Source organism: Anaerosolibacter sp. (genome assembly GCF_029240175.1).
In the GTDB taxonomy this organism is placed as follows: domain Bacteria; phylum Bacillota; class Clostridia; order Peptostreptococcales; family Thermotaleaceae; genus Anaerosolibacter.
In genome coordinates this window covers 1-14,654 of the sequence record NZ_JARBTM010000040.1, presented here as the reverse complement: position 1 = coordinate 14,654, position 14,654 = coordinate 1, and the positions used below count along the sequence as shown (strand labels likewise).

General features: G+C 40.5%; 13 protein-coding genes. 11 read left to right on the top strand and 2 right to left on the bottom strand.

Going from position 1 to position 14,654, the window contains the following annotated elements; genetic code table 11:
- The coding region (locus K0R93_RS18750; RefSeq protein ID WP_300304848.1) for a response regulator transcription factor at nucleotides 1-354 on the bottom strand (354 nt) is incomplete at its 3' end.
- Between the two features lie 368 nt (nucleotides 355-722).
- On the opposite strand from K0R93_RS18750, the gene K0R93_RS18745 reads away from it, so the two are divergent.
- From K0R93_RS18745 to K0R93_RS18695, 11 genes are all read left to right on the top strand, one after another.
- Nucleotides 723-2,993, top strand: coding sequence for an ATP-binding protein (locus tag K0R93_RS18745; RefSeq protein WP_300304846.1), 2,271 nt, complete (start codon nucleotides 723-725; stop codon nucleotides 2,991-2,993).
- Between the two features lie 14 nt (nucleotides 2,994-3,007).
- The gene (citC, locus tag K0R93_RS18740) at nucleotides 3,008-4,054 is read left to right on the top strand and encodes a [citrate (pro-3S)-lyase] ligase (protein ID WP_300304844.1); all 1,047 of its coding nucleotides are present in this window, start codon (nucleotides 3,008-3,010) and stop codon (nucleotides 4,052-4,054) included.
- A 15-nt stretch (nucleotides 4,055-4,069) separates the two neighbouring features.
- The gene (citD, locus tag K0R93_RS18735; protein ID WP_300304842.1) at nucleotides 4,070-4,363 is read left to right on the top strand and encodes a citrate lyase acyl carrier protein; all 294 of its coding nucleotides are present in this window, start codon (nucleotides 4,070-4,072) and stop codon (nucleotides 4,361-4,363) included.
- Nucleotides 4,363-5,253 carry a citrate (pro-3S)-lyase subunit beta gene (citE, locus tag K0R93_RS18730; RefSeq protein WP_300304840.1) on the top strand — a complete coding sequence of 297 codons (891 nt, stop codon included), beginning with the start codon at nucleotides 4,363-4,365 and terminating at the stop codon, nucleotides 5,251-5,253. Before citD ends, citE begins: the two co-directional genes overlap by 1 nt.
- A gap of 5 nt (nucleotides 5,254-5,258) precedes the next feature.
- On the top strand, nucleotides 5,259-6,818 hold the full coding sequence (gene citF / locus K0R93_RS18725; RefSeq protein WP_330685225.1) for a citrate lyase subunit alpha: 1,560 nt from the start codon (nucleotides 5,259-5,261) through the stop codon (nucleotides 6,816-6,818).
- A 1-nt stretch (nucleotide 6,819) separates the two neighbouring features.
- Nucleotides 6,820-7,338, top strand: a complete 519-nt coding sequence (gene citX, locus K0R93_RS18720; protein WP_300304836.1) for a citrate lyase holo-[acyl-carrier protein] synthase — start codon at nucleotides 6,820-6,822, stop codon at nucleotides 7,336-7,338.
- 105 nt (nucleotides 7,339-7,443) lie between these two features.
- Nucleotides 7,444-8,472: a tripartite tricarboxylate transporter substrate binding protein gene (locus K0R93_RS18715; RefSeq protein ID WP_300304834.1), complete on the top strand. Its 1,029-nt coding sequence runs from the start codon at nucleotides 7,444-7,446 to the stop codon at nucleotides 8,470-8,472.
- 18 nt (nucleotides 8,473-8,490) lie between these two features.
- Entirely contained in the window at nucleotides 8,491-9,018 is a 528-nt protein-coding gene (locus tag K0R93_RS18710; RefSeq protein ID WP_300304832.1) for a tripartite tricarboxylate transporter TctB family protein, read from the top strand.
- A 20-nt stretch (nucleotides 9,019-9,038) separates the two neighbouring features.
- Entirely contained in the window at nucleotides 9,039-10,550 is a 1,512-nt protein-coding gene (locus K0R93_RS18705; protein WP_300304830.1) for a tripartite tricarboxylate transporter permease, read from the top strand.
- Nucleotides 10,551-10,682: 132 nt separating this feature from the next.
- Nucleotides 10,683-11,564: a triphosphoribosyl-dephospho-CoA synthase CitG gene (citG, locus tag K0R93_RS18700; RefSeq protein WP_300304828.1), complete on the top strand. Its 882-nt coding sequence runs from the start codon at nucleotides 10,683-10,685 to the stop codon at nucleotides 11,562-11,564.
- Between the two features lie 419 nt (nucleotides 11,565-11,983).
- A complete protein-coding gene (locus K0R93_RS18695; RefSeq protein WP_300304826.1) occupies nucleotides 11,984-12,994 on the top strand; it encodes an SPL family radical SAM protein in 1,011 nt (336 codons plus the stop codon).
- 31 nt (nucleotides 12,995-13,025) lie between these two features.
- Here K0R93_RS18695 and K0R93_RS18690 read toward each other — a convergent pair whose 3' ends face one another.
- A complete protein-coding gene (locus tag K0R93_RS18690; protein WP_300304824.1) occupies nucleotides 13,026-14,240 on the bottom strand; it encodes an NAD(P)/FAD-dependent oxidoreductase in 1,215 nt (404 codons plus the stop codon).
- Nucleotides 14,241-14,654: the final 414 nt, after the last annotated feature.

The following is a 14,654-nucleotide window of genomic DNA, read 5'->3' as shown; positions in this document are numbered from 1 at the left end:
GTGAGTTTTCACTTGGGCGCAAAGGACAGAGGGACTGAAAGGCTTGGTGATATAACTATCTGCACCTACACCAAATCCAATAATCTTGTCATAGTCTTCGCTTTTTCCACTTAATAGAAAGATGGGTGTATTAATACCTAGGAAACGGATACTGTTAATCACTTCATAACCACTTACATCCCCTAATATAATATCTAAAATTATCAGGTCAAACCTATCTTGTTTCACCATTTCCAAAGCTTCACGACCACTTCCTGCTTGCTTGACCTGGATGTCTTCGCATTCAAGAGATGCTACAACCATTTTTCGAATATAGGATTCATCATCCGCTACTAGTACTCTAGGTTTTGACATAGTCCTTTAACCTCCGTAAATGGTAAGATAGATGCTTTATGGTGTTTTTTAAATTATATCATTATAAGAAAGTTAAAAACAAGGAAGAATTCCCTGGATCGAAATGGCTGTAAATGATGGAACTGTGATATCTTCAAGGTTTTAATGAGAATTTTTCAAATCTTAAAAAACTTTAAGATTTAATCAGAATATATTAAGATTTAGCATTTATCATTAAAATATAGCAGTGAATTAAATTGTGCATTGTGATGCTGACATTTTAGCGACCTAAATTGAAGTGGGAAGATCTATGCCAGTATTTTTTTATAGAAGGACATTATAGGACGAAGTATAATGGAATAAAGTACTGACGCTTATGAGGTGTTAAAATGTCAAAAGAAGATATAAAGTTTCAAATAAATAACTTCATTCGAAAATTACATAACAGAAAAATTGTGTTTTATTCCATCTCAATAATTGTGATTCTGCTGTTCATTCTTGTTCAAATGATTTATCGAACCTATACCATAAACCGCAATACAATTATAGAACAGCAGCTGCAGCACCTTCTAACGATTAGCAAGGCTACCAGCAGGAGCCTGGAGGTTTTCGCCAGTGAGAAGAGTGACAGCTTAAAGATTCTTGCCCTAAACCGAGAAATAGGATTAGGCATGAAAAATGATAGCGATACCTCGGTACGAGCTGCATTGATTGCTTATGCAGATGCGCAGGAGAATGACATTCAGAGAGTGTATCAAATCAACAAAACAGGTAAGATCATCTACCGATACCCCGAGATGGACCAGGAATCCGCTGCGGCCTACGATGAATTGCTCAAAGAGGATATTCAGCGTGTGCTCCAAGATAAGACTGCTTTCATCAGTAAAGCGCGGGAGGATAAAAATGGCCAGTTTAAAATTTTCCTGTTTGAGCCTGTATTCTCGGAAAATGAATTTGAAGGAATCATAGCAGCTTCGGTTAGCTTGGAAACCATATATGAAAAACTAGTTAAACCCGTAAAGGTAGGCCAAAAAGGCTATGCAATGGTGAAAGACGATAAAGGTATCATACTGATGCACCCTGCCAAAGATCAGATAGGCATTGATGTGATAAAGACCAGAAAAGAGCTTTATCCAGAATTTGATTTACAAGAGCTTGAAAAGCTTATAAAGCAGCAATACACCAATGAAGAAGGACTTGCGGAATATTATTCCTATTGGTGGACGGATGAGATGATGCAAAAGACCAAGAAGCTGAATGCCTTTTCAAGAGCGCATTTGGGAGAAAATTTCTGGGTGATTGCCATGGTCATGTCTTATGATGAGGTGGAAGTACCCTTAAGGGAGAATTTGATTAAAATCATTGAAATTGCTATTGTCATCATTCTTATTTTGGCAGCATCGATATTCATCATATTAAAGATACAAGAAAACAAGGAAGCCCTAGAGGTTGAAACAAAGTATCTGAAGGAATTAAATACTGCTATGGAAAAGCTGAGGAAAAAGGATATGCAGCTTCAGCATTCTCACAAGCTTCAAGTAGTCGGTACATTGACCGGGGGCATCGCTCACGAATTCAACAACCTTTTGACACCAATTCTTGGTTATGCAGAGATCTTGAAGAATAGGCTGGATGTGAATAGCGAGTCCTATGATTATGTCAACGAGATTTATGAGTCATCCCATAAGGCAAAGGATATCATTGAACGTATTCTTGTTTTCAGTCGTTCGGACAACGGGGCTTCAAAATACGCACCTGTTGAAGTGAGACAGATTATGGCAGAAACCATAAGCTTGGTGAAGTCGACCATTACACCAAATGTGGGAGTGGTATTTGAAGAAAAATCCGATGCAGGCTGCATTATGGCAAACCGTGTGCAGATTCATCAGGTCATATTTAATTTATGTACCAATGCCTTTCATGCTATGAAATATTCCGGTGGAACTCTGAAGGTTACCTTGGAAACCTTTGTAGGAAAAGAGATTCATGAGCTTAGGAAGTACCCACAGCTTGCAGAAAACTATGTATGTATTACGGTTACTGATAATGGCTATGGCATGAGCAAGGACACCATTGAAAAGATATTTGATCCGTTCTTTACCACCAAACCTACCGGTGAGGGTACGGGATTAGGATTGTTCATCGTACAGGGAATTATAGAAAACCACAAAGGTCTTATCACAGTGGATAGTGAGATTGGAAAAGGAAGTACCTTTAAGGTCTACCTTCCTAAGATACAGAGCAAACCGGAAGCACCTGAGTATAAAGAAAATGTGCCCATGAAGCAGACGAAATCTATTTTACTGGTAGATGATGAGCCAAAAGTGCTCAAGGTAATGAAAAAGGGATTGGAGCAGTTCGGGTTCAAAGTGATTGCCGAAGAAAAAGGGATGGAAGCGCTTAAGCTATTCAGCCACAACACGGACAGATTTGATATGGCTGTAATGGACCAGAACATGCCCAACATTAAAGGGACAGAGTTGGCGGAACGACTTAAGATGATTAATCCAAACATCAAAATCATTATTGCCACTGGCTTTGTAGACGAGAAGGTCTTGGAATATTTCGACAAGATGATAGTGGATGAGTATGTCGTAAAGCCGATAACCGGCGAGCAATTGGCGGAGGCTATTATAAAGGTTTTTGAAAATGAAGTATAAACGGAGATGAGAAGATGTGGTATACCAGCTTTAGGGAGCAAGTTGTCAATCTTCAATCGGGTATAGAAAGAAAGCAACTGCAGGCTTTTCTGGAAAGACAGAGCTTGTCACTAGATGGGGATGTTGAATATGCTGTTGCTTTATGGGATGGAGAAAAACTGGCAGCTACAGGCTCCCTGAGTGGCAGCGTATTAAAATGCATCGCTGTGGATGAGGAATTTAAGTATTTGGGTTTGTCTGCCAAAATTGTGACTCACCTTGTTCAGGAGGCTTACCTAAAAGGCAGGACACATCTATTCATCTATACTAAACCTGAGAATAAGACGATCTTTACGGAGCTGGGATTCTATGTGATTGCAGAAATACCGTCAAAGGTTGTGCTGATGGAGAACACCTCTAAAGGAATTAAAAATTACATAAATGAGATGAAAAGTGAGAGCGCTATAAGTGCAGATGCAGCTGCGGTTATTGTAAATTGCAATCCGTTTACTTTGGGGCATAGATATTTGTTGGAATATGCTGCAGCCCGTTGCAGGTTGCTTCATGTATTTGTTGTGTGGGAGGAGCAGTCTAGTTTCCCGGCTGAAATACGATACAAACTTGTTCAACAGGGTGTTCAGCATTTGGACAATGTGATGCTGCATAAGGGAAAGGATTATATCATTTCAAAGGCTACCTTTCCTTCCTATTTTATAAAGGAATATCAGGAGCTCGTGAAAACCCATGCTAGACTTGACCTGGAGATCTTTACACAGCATATAGCTCCGGCACTTGGCATTAAAAAAAGATTTGTCGGTGAGGAGCCTTACTGCAAGGTAACAGCAGCATATAACGCTGCTATGCAGGAGGTGCTGCCTAAGCACGGCATTGAGGTCCAAGTAGTGCCGCGTATGTCCTTAGAAGGTAGTCCCATAAGTGCTTCTAGGGTAAGAGAATTGATCCGCGCTGGGGACATCCACAAGACCAAAGAGCTTGTTCCTGAAACCACTTACCAGTTTTTGATATCACCAGAAGCGGAAGAGATTATAAAACATATTCAGTCAATGAACAAAAGGCATTAAGGGAGGCGGTACATCTTGAGGATTCAACAGGTAGGAATTGCCGGAACGCTAGAATCAAGCGATATTACGATTCATATTGAACCGAATGAAGGCAAGGGCATAGATATAGAGTTGAAGAGCACAGTGGAAAACCAGTTTGGACGACAGATTCGAAGCGTGATCCAAGAAACGCTGCTGGAGCTCGGAATCACAGATGCATATGTCCGGGCTAATGACAAGGGAGCACTTGATTGCACAATTCGTGCGAGAATGGTGACTGCGGTCAATCGAGCTGCACTTGGCAGCTACTCGCCTTGGGAGGTGAAATAATGAGTAGGTTGAGAAGAACCATGCTCTATGTACCAGGGAATCATCCCGGTATGATTCGGGATGCACATATATATGGAGCCGACTCCATCATGTTCGATCTAGAGGATTCGGTTTCCCTAAGGGAGAAGGACGCTGCAAGGATGCTGGTGTACCACGCTTTGAGAACCTTGGATTATGGTAATACTGAGTTGGTAGTGCGGGTAAATGGATTGAATACCCCCTATGGGAGGGTTGATTTTGAGGCCATGGTAGCAGCAAGGCCTAACGCCATACGCCTTCCTAAGGCAGAGACGCCAGATGATATAAGGGAAGCGGATGAGCTTATCACCCAGCTAGAAGAGCTGCATGGAATAGAGTATGGCAAAATTAAGCTCATGGCTGCCGTGGAAAGTGCCTTGGGGGTATTAAATGCCTATCAGATCGCAACTGCAAGCAAGCGGCTTATCGGCATCGCAATAGGAGCAGAGGATTTTGTAACAGATCTAAAAACGACTCGCTCTGATGACGGAATTGAATTGCTGGCAGCTAGAAGCCAGATACTATTTGCTGCGAGGGCAGCTGGAATAGATGCATTGGACACTGTTTTCTCTGATGTGAATGATGAAGCAGGATTCATGCAGGAGGTTAAGCTCATCAAACAATTGGGTTTTGACGGAAAGTCCATCATTAACCCCAGACAAATTGAAATTGTACATCGTATTTTTACACCGACAGAAGAGGAAGTCAGGAAATCAGTCCGGATTATTGAAGCAATCAAAGAAGCCGAGGAAAAAGGTTCTGGGGTTGTTAGTTTAGATGGCAAAATGATTGATAAGCCTATTGTGGAAAGGGCACGTAGAGTTCTTCAATTAAATGATGCAGTAAAAAATAGTTATTTTTCGACGAGGTGATAATGATGCGAAATGGCGTAGGGAGAGAAATCCCGGATAACATTTTAGGAATTGGGGCACTAAGACCCTTTGAAAAGAACATGGTAAACGGCATGCAAAAAAACGTGCAGCCATTTAAGGACCGCCAAAGGAACTCGGAGAGAAATAGAGTACTTGACTCAATTGAAGCAGCGGTCCTAAGGACAGGACTAAAGGATGGAATGACCATTTCCTTTCATCATCACTTTAGAAATGGAGATTTTGTTGTCAATATGGTCATGGATATCATAGCAAGAATGGGAATCAGAGATCTTGTTTTGGCTCCCAGCTCTTTGTCTGACATCCACGGACCCTTAGTTGAACATATAAAAAATGGTGTAATCAGACGTATCGAGACCAGTGGTCTGAGAGGAGATCTTGCGCAGGCAATCTCCAATGGACTCATGGACATTCCGGTAGTCATCAATTCTCACGGAGGGAGAGCCAGATCCATAGCCTCAGGTGAGCTGCCAATTGATGTGGCTTTTCTAGGGGTTCCATGCTGCGACTCATACGGCAACGCCAATGGATTTTCACTTGAGCATGGGGCAATATCAGCTTGCGGTTCATTAGGGTATGCTATGGTAGATGCGAAGCATGCAAAACAAGTGGTTTTGATTACGGATAATTTGGTGGAATATCCAAATACACCTTTTGCAATACCTGAGTCTCAGGTGGATTATATTGTGGTTGTCGATTCAATCGGAGACCCAAAAGGGATTGTTTCAGGTGCTACAAGGTATACTAGCAATCCAAAGGACCTGCTTATAGCAAGGTGTGCTGCGGGTGTAATCGAGGCATCAGGATATTTTACAGATGGGTTCTCTCTTCAAACAGGTTCAGGAGGAGCATCCCTGGCAACAACAAGGTTTTTGAGAGAAAAGATGATTGCCGCCAATATCAAAGCAAGCTTTGCCTTGGGAGGAATCACAGGACAAATTGTAGACCTTTACGAGGAGGGTCTGATAAAAAGGCTGCTGGATGTACAGAGCTTTGACTTGAGGGCGGTGGAGTCCCTGAAAAACAACAGGCTTCATCAGCAGATCGATGCGGAATACTATGCAAGCTTTGACAACAAAGGGTGCGCAGCCCATCAGCTTGATGTAGTCATACTAAGTGCCTTGGAAATAGATCTTGATTTTAATGTAAATGTTATCACAGGGTCCGACGGAGTAATCCGAGGTGCATCAGGGGGACATAGTGATACCGCTGCCGGAGCTGCAGCAGTTATCATCGTTGCACCGCTGATAAGGGGCAGGATGCCAAGCATACTTGACAAGGTAAACACCGTTATTACGCCGGGGCATACTGTTGATGTTTTGGTTACAGATCAGGGTATAGCTGTAAATCCGCTGCGTAAGGACCTTCTAGAGAATCTTAAGTCAGCAGGATTGCCTGTATTTTCTATAGAGGAGCTGAAGGCAAAGGCGGATCGAATTGTTGGAAAACCTGATCCCATTTTGTGGGAGGATAAGATTGTAGGACTGGTTAAATATCGTGACGGTTCAATAATTGATGTAATCCGTCAAGTGAAAAGGAAGCTTTAGTATGGATGCTGGTATTGCAATAACACTGGAGCAGATGTTGGATGCACGTGAGAAAAGAGCTAAAAAGCAGATGAGCTTGATAAAGGAATACAAACTGCCTTTGGTATCCTTTACTGTCAATATACCAGGAATGTACAAGAATACGCCAGTCAGCCGTAAGATATTTTCTGCAGGATGTGAAGCATTGCGGGAAAAGCTGGATGCTAGTGGAAGTCTTCCCGTTTATTTTGAACAGCAGCAGTTGGATACGGGCTATGAAGCCTATGCTATTGTTGACAAGGATGCAGTGGAATTGAAGACAAATATGCTGGAAATTGAGAGCACTCATCCCTTGGGTAGACTGTTTGATATAGACGTGATTGGATTAAATGGTATTTCTATTACAAGAGTTGAGTTGGGGTACCCAAAGCGTACCTGTCTGATTTGCGGTCAAGATGCACATGCATGCAGCCGCAGCAGAAATCATTCTGTGGAGGAGCTTACTATAAAAATAAATAATATAGTTGCTGCTTATATATAAAAAAAGAAACTGCAGTATACAGTATTCAATAAACATAAATGGATTATGCCTAAGGTTTATAAAACCCGAGGGATAAGGATAAATAAAAATTAAGGGGGAGAAAAAATGTTATTTAAAAAAGCGATGACGACAATGGTCGCAGGTACAGTTATAGCAGCAATGCTGCTTACAGGTTGCACAAGCAAACCAACTGCCACAAACGGCAATGCAGATGCGGAAGTAAAATATCCGGTTAAGGCACTAGAATTTATTGCACCAGCAGGTGCAGGCGGTGGATGGGATACAACCATACGTACCGTAGCAAAGACACTTAAGGATACCAAGCTGGTATCAGTTCCGATGCCTGTAACAAACAAACCAGGCGGCGGTGGCGGTATAGCTCTTGCGTACTTGGAAGAAAAGAAGGGTAGTGACGATATAATTACAGTTTATTCACCACCACTTCTCCTAATCAACCTGAATGGTTCAACACCATTAGGCTATAAGAATACAACTCCCCTTGCAAGACTAATTGCAGACTACGCATGCTTTGTTGTTGCGAAGGATTCTCCATATAAGACTATAAATGATGTAATGGATGCGATCAAAAAAGATCCAAAGAGTGTAAAGGTTGGGGGAACTTCAGCAGCTGGAAGCATGGACCATTTGCAGTTCCTGAAAATTGCAAAGGCAGCAGGTGTCGCTGATGTAAAAGAAGTTGACTATATCAGCTTCCAGGATGGTTCAGGACCTGCTCAAGTACTAGGCGGACACGTTGATCTCTTATCTACTGGTATTGCTGATGCAAAAGCACTTATGGAGAGTGGAGACTTAAGAGCACTGGCAATCACAGCTGACAAACGTATCGGCGAAGGTATGATCGCAGAGATACCTACTTGCATAGAACAGGGTATCGATGCAACTTTTATAAACTGGAGAGGCCTTTTCGGTACAGCTGATATGCCTGAGTATGCAGTGAAATACTGGCAGGAAACTCTAAAGAAGATGTCAGAAACCGAAGAATGGAAAGCAGCTTGCAAAACCAATGGTTGGGATAACATCTACCTTGGCGGTGAAGATTTCGTCAAGTTCTTAGAGCAAGAAAATGAAAATAACAAAGTGTTATTGGAAGAAATAGGTATGTTGAAGAAATAGAAATAAAGGAGAGTGTCTATGGGACCAGACTACGGCGACATAGACACTCCATATAAATGCGGGGTGAACCAAGTGAATATGAATCAATGGACAGGTCTTATATCTACTGCATTCGGCATTGTTTATGCAATTATGTCTTATACACTACCGGATGCGTCGATTGGAAATCCAATGGAGCCCAAAATTTTTCCTTTGATGTTGGGAATTGGAGTGACCATTTGCGGTATTTTACTTATCATAAATGAAAGCAAGAAAAAGTCAACGGCACAGGAAATAAAGAAAGAAAGAGGAAAAGGTCTATCACATGACAGCAAGCTTATTATATATACCTGTGTTGTAGCTTTTATATATGCTCTGCTGTTTGAGAGAATCGGATATGTTTTGTCTACTATAATTTTTATGAACGCAATGCTTTTTGTATTGAATGGAAAGCAAAAGTGGAAAACAAATTTAATTGTATCTATGACTTTTAGTATTACAATTTATCTTGTTTTCTTAAAGCTTCTGGCTATACCGCTTCCTATGATACCATTTCTACAAATATAAGATCGGGGGTCGCAATAATCATGGAAGTAATCTTACACAATCTATTGCTAGGATTTCAAACAGCCTTTGAACCTATCAATTTGTTCTGGGTCACTCTGGGTGGTATCCTAGGTACCATCATCGGCATGCTACCTGGATTGGGACCAGCCACAGGGGTTGCGGTACTCCTTCCCATGACTTATGCCATGGGACCTACCGGTGCGTTAATTACTATGTGCGGGGTATATTATGGAGCCATGTTTGGAGGCTCAAGAAGTTCTATATTAATTAACACTCCCGGTGATGGTGCGGCTATTGCAGCCACCTTCGACGGGTACCCCATGGCCATGAATGGAAGGGCGGAAGCAGCTCTTGCAATTTCTGCCATTGCATCCTTCATTGGTGGAATGATTTCAGTCATATTTATGATATTTTTAGCAACGCCAGTAGCCAGGTTCGCTCTGAAATTTGGACCGGCTGAATATTTCTTGTTGATGCTGATGGCGATTGCTATGACATCCTCTATGAGTAAGGGAAATGTCATAAAAGGCTTTTTATCTATGTTCCTAGGCTTGGCTGTAGCCATGGTCGGATTGGATCCGCAATCAGGCGTAAACCGCTTTACCTTCGGCTCTCTGGAGCTTCAATCAGGTATTGACTTCCTGACTGTTATCATCGCTATATATGCCCTTGGAGAGGTTTTCAAATGCTTTAAGGACATCAGAGAAGGTAAGAAGAAAATGCAAACAAAGTTCGGGAAAATATGGATTACCAAAGAAGACTGGAAAAGAACCTGGAAACCTATTCTAAGAAGCACACCACTTGGATTCATTATTGGGGCTCTTCCTGGTGCAGGAGGCACAATGGCATCCTTGATGGCATACAACAATGAGAAACAGCTTTCTAAAAATCCTGAAGAATTCGGAAAGGGCGAAATTATCGGCCTCGCTGCTCCTGAAGCTGCAAACAATGCATCCTCAGTAGGCGCTTTGATTCCGATGCTTTCTTTAGGAATTCCAGGCTCCGGTACAACTGCCGTTATGATGGGTGCACTGCTCATGCTAGGACTGCAGCCCGGACCCATGCTTTTCCAGAACCATCCTGATATTGCATGGGGTTTGATAGCAAGTATGGTTGTAGGTAACATCATTCTAGCTATCATTAATATTCCTATGGCTGGCGCATTAGTTCGCGTATTGGCGATACCACCAAAGATTCTTTATCCGATTATTTTGGGATTGGCTTTTATCGGAACTTATGCTATAAGCAACAGTGTAATTGATTTCTATATTATGATTGTGTTTGGAGTCGTAGGCTTCTTTATGGAAAAGGCAAAGATTCCTTCAGCACCTTTCATTTTGGCTATCATAGTAGGAAACATGATGGAGATATCCTTCCGTCAGGCACTGCTCATATCAGACGGAAGCTGGGGAATATTTGTAGGCTCCCCTATAGCAGCTATCCTCCTTGCCTTGACAGTTGCCTCAGTAGTACTTCCTTTCATAAAAGGACATAAGTTTTTTAACAGGAAAAAAGCAACAATAGCTAAGTAGTTCACATACGGTCAATTCATGGTTATAACTCTGGGCAGCTATTTTATTTCCCCTCTTGCTGAGGAAGCCAGGGATACCAGAATTGACCGTTTTATCATTCAAAAACGATGCGTAGAGGAAGAAGGTATTTCTATGGATGAAAACTTGATTCGATGGATTTCGCAGCAGGCACTGCTTTCCCTGCTTTATGAGGTTTCTGCCAGTCCAAAGCCCGGTCTTGTGGATCGGTTCAATCAGGGGGCTCACAAGGACATGAATTTCTTTACCTTTATGGCAAGCAGCAGCTCTTTGGTTTACTTTTTCCATGATTGTGCAGCCAAGGGTGTGGAATATGCCGATAAGAAACCTATAGAACTTTTCAAAGATTTGAGAGGTTTGGGGATGGAAGCGGAAAAGACTATGTTTGATGCAACAGGTGGTGTAAATACTCATAAGGGGTTGATTTTCTCCTTGGGAATTATTTCGGCAGCAGCAGCGTGCTGTGTCAAGGAAAAAGGTGGAAACAGAATCAACACGGATGAAATCTGTGCAAAGGTTTCTCGGATGACCCATGGTTTATGCAAGAGGGAACTGGACTCCTTGAATAAAACTGAGGGATTTACCCACGGGGAGACACTATTTAATAAATATGGGTATAGAGGAATAAGAGGTGAAGTAGAAAGCGGGTTTCAAACAGTCAGAAGTTGCTCTCTTCCGACCTTGAAGCTGCTGAAGGCACAAAGGAGTTATTCTATGAATGACATTTTTGTACAGACGCTACTGCATCTGATGACTGTGAACGAGGATACCAATATTGCAGCAAGACACAGTGACAAAACCCTAATGTATGTCCAGCAATATGCCAAGCTTGTTTTGGCTGCTGGGGGGATTCTTACAGAAAAAGGTGCACAAATGGTTAATGAGATGGATAGGGATTTCATAGAAAAAAACATTAGTCCAGGGGGCTCGGCGGATCTTCTGGCAGTCACAATCATGCTGGATCGTCTTTCTGAGATGTCTATTTCAACCAATTAATACCGGAACATATATCGAGAACTCGATTTATATAGAGAAACAGAAGGAGTGGGTATTTCGCTGAAGGTCAATCTTATAGAAACGATCTTAAGCGATGAAAGTCAATCTCCTGTCGCTACTAGGATGCATATGGAGGACTTTGAACCAGTACTTCCTTGAGTCCTGGGGAGGAGCAACATTTGACTCCTGTTTGAGATACTTAAGTGAAAACCCCTCGCCACCGCCAAATACATAAATCCACAGACTAGGAATTTCGATTCTTAGTCTGTTTTTGTTTTTGTGCCTGACCCATAATTCATTATACAAACATGATATGCTCAATAATTCTATAAGTATTTAATTCATCTGAAACACTAAAAATAAATATCAGAAGTAATAAAATCTTATATATAACTGATATGCCTTTGGGAGGAATTATTATGAGAGTTTTTATACCAACAAAAGTTTATTTTGAACAGGAAGTAAAAGAATATGAGCAAGGAAGAGAACTATTAGAGAGATATGAGAAACTAAATATACCACTTATTCAAATTGAAGCACATCATAAGATTGAAGAACTAAGACATCAGCCTGATAAAGAGTTTACTAGAATGAAAAAGTATTTAATTTTAGGTACAAGAAAAACTATTAAACTAACACCAAATGATAAAAGTGCAGATTTTATAGTACCCTTTACTTCTAGTGGCTGCACTGCTTTATGTCTTTATTGTTATTTGGTTTGTCATTACAAAACGAACTCTTATCTTAGAGTATTCTTGAATAGAGATGAAATGATGAATAAAGTAAAACAAACGATTAACAAGGCTGGAGAACATAAGATTTATGAATTAGGCTGTAACTCAGATATGGTTCTTGAAAACACTATAACAGGAAATCTGAGGTGGGCCATTGAGGAATTTGGGAAACTAGAAAATGCTACAGCTACCTTTGCAACAAAGTTTGATATGGTAGATGACCTGCTAAAAGCGAAACATAACGGGCATACTCAGATGCGTGTTTCTGTTAATCCTGTAGAAATCATTAGAAGGGTAGAATTTGGTACCAGCAGCTTAATAGAACGGATTCACGCCGCTAATAAGATGTTAGAAGCTGGATACAGAGTGGGTTTGAATATTGCCCCAATCATATTAGAAGATGGATGGGAGTTAATGTATGAAGAAATGTTTCAGCAATTGGCAGAACAACTATTACCAAAGCTGAAAGGACAGTTGTTTATAGAAATAATATTCATGACATATGGATTACCAAATTTTAATATCAATGCAGCAAGTATGCCGAAGGCGGTTGACCTATTAAATAAAGACAAGATGAGGCTAAAGAGTCCTGGGAAATACACCTATCGCAATGAATATAGAAATGCCGCTGAGAGTATTTTAAGAGGGTATATAGAAAAGTATTTACCTGAGGCTACTATCAGTTATATTGTATAGAACATATGGAGGAAGCTTTTCCCCCATATGTTCAGTTTCTATTCATTGCAACCAAATCAAGGTCATCATCCAAATATCCATTGTATAGGTTGGATAGCATTTTAGCACCGTTTACAGAAAACAAGATTCCATTTGCCCCATAACCCAAGCAATACCATATGTTTTTGTTGCTTGGATCTGGTCCAATGTAAGGCAGATTATCATCTGTTGCTCCAAAGATGCCATTATAGCTATATTCAATTTGACAATCTAGCTGAGGGAACATTTCATTGAGTCTTTTTAAGAGCTTTGGGTATTTCTGCCCAGCAACATTGTCTTCGAGCAGCTCAGGAATGAATCGAGTATCCTCGCCACCTATTATGATTCTGCTATCAGTAGTTGTACGGAGATAGATATAGGGATTCTCTGTGGTTTTAACCAAACATTGGTTATGCCAACCAGTGATATTGCTAATTGGAGAAGTAACGATATTGTAGGAGGTATAAGGTGTATAATATGTCTTGCTGCTAAAAGTAGAGATATCGTAGCCTGTAGTAACAATTACTTTTTTACAGCTAATTGTTTGATTATCTGCTGTGTGCACTTGTACAGAATTATTGTCATGCTTGTAATCCTTAATTTCTGTGTTTTCATAAACTTCACATCCCATTTGTGCTGCCTTATTCATAAGCTCTTTTGTAAATTTCACGGGATTAATCTCAGCACCACCATTCACTGAAAATACTCCGGCTTTTATTGGGAAAGAGAAGTTATAGTTAGAAGTGTTTTTATCAATAAATACTGTGTCAAAGCCATTTGCCAATCGCTGTTCATACTCATACTTTAGTATATCTATCTTATTTGGATCATTTGTATAGGTCAGACAATCACGAGCAATATAATCACAATCAATATTTAATTCAGCAATAATATTATGGATTTCATAAAGACCTTTGTTGGCAAATCTATAGCCTCTGATAATCTTACTTAAGTCATAGTTTTTTTCGAGGTCTTTTATTAATTCGTCCAATTCATATTGGAGTAATGAAGTGCTTATAGAGGTAGAGCAAGCTGCTATTTCTCCTTTTTCTACCAATACAACTTTGATATTTTGCTTGGCGAAATAGTAAGCACATAACGCCCCGGTAATACCCCTACCTACTATCAGAACCTCTGTTGATAAATCATTTTGCAGAGTGGGATAGCTATTGTGCTTTTTATAAGCATCAATGAAAAAGGATGACCCTCGAACTAAGATTTTGTTCATTTTATCCTCCTAAATTTAATCAAACATGTGAGATTTAATTTTGAGATTTATGAAATTTTTTGCAGTAAGCATTCATATTATTCTAGTTTTCTAATTTTATGAAGAGTTATACATGTGTAAATGAGTCAATCCATCAAAATCAGCAAAGCAAAGTATAGGAGACAGTCACTAAAGTTATCCAGTTATATGCAAGTGGCATCTATTAAGGGACAAAGGGGATAGGTCCCTTGTCCCAAAATGATTATAGCGTGCAAGTACAAGTGATTGTTAGGCACGACGTTTAGTCAGTTATTTGGTAGTTTGTCAATAATAACCGTCTAACAGTCGTGCTTGGCACCATATTTAGGAATATTCGAATAATGCAAGCAAAGTTGCATTTGGTGGTAACCTCTATATAGATTCTTTTTATATCAG

Coding starts and splice junctions, on each gene's coding strand:
- citC (WP_300304844.1), top strand. CDS start 3,008: ATGTGGTATACCAGCTTTAGGGAGCAAGTTGTCAATCTTCAATCGGGT.
- K0R93_RS18695 (WP_300304826.1), top strand. CDS start 11,984: ATGAGAGTTTTTATACCAACAAAAGTTTATTTTGAACAGGAAGTAAAA.
- citG (WP_300304828.1), top strand. CDS start 10,683: ATGGATGAAAACTTGATTCGATGGATTTCGCAGCAGGCACTGCTTTCC.
- K0R93_RS18715 (WP_300304834.1), top strand. CDS start 7,444: ATGTTATTTAAAAAAGCGATGACGACAATGGTCGCAGGTACAGTTATA.
- citX (WP_300304836.1), top strand. CDS start 6,820: ATGGATGCTGGTATTGCAATAACACTGGAGCAGATGTTGGATGCACGT.
- K0R93_RS18690 (WP_300304824.1), bottom strand. CDS start 14,240: ATGAACAAAATCTTAGTTCGAGGGTCATCCTTTTTCATTGATGCTTAT.
- citF (WP_330685225.1), top strand. CDS start 5,259: ATGCGAAATGGCGTAGGGAGAGAAATCCCGGATAACATTTTAGGAATT.
- K0R93_RS18745 (WP_300304846.1), top strand. CDS start 723: ATGTCAAAAGAAGATATAAAGTTTCAAATAAATAACTTCATTCGAAAA.
- K0R93_RS18710 (WP_300304832.1), top strand. CDS start 8,491: ATGGGACCAGACTACGGCGACATAGACACTCCATATAAATGCGGGGTG.
- K0R93_RS18705 (WP_300304830.1), top strand. CDS start 9,039: ATGGAAGTAATCTTACACAATCTATTGCTAGGATTTCAAACAGCCTTT.
- citE (WP_300304840.1), top strand. CDS start 4,363: ATGAGTAGGTTGAGAAGAACCATGCTCTATGTACCAGGGAATCATCCC.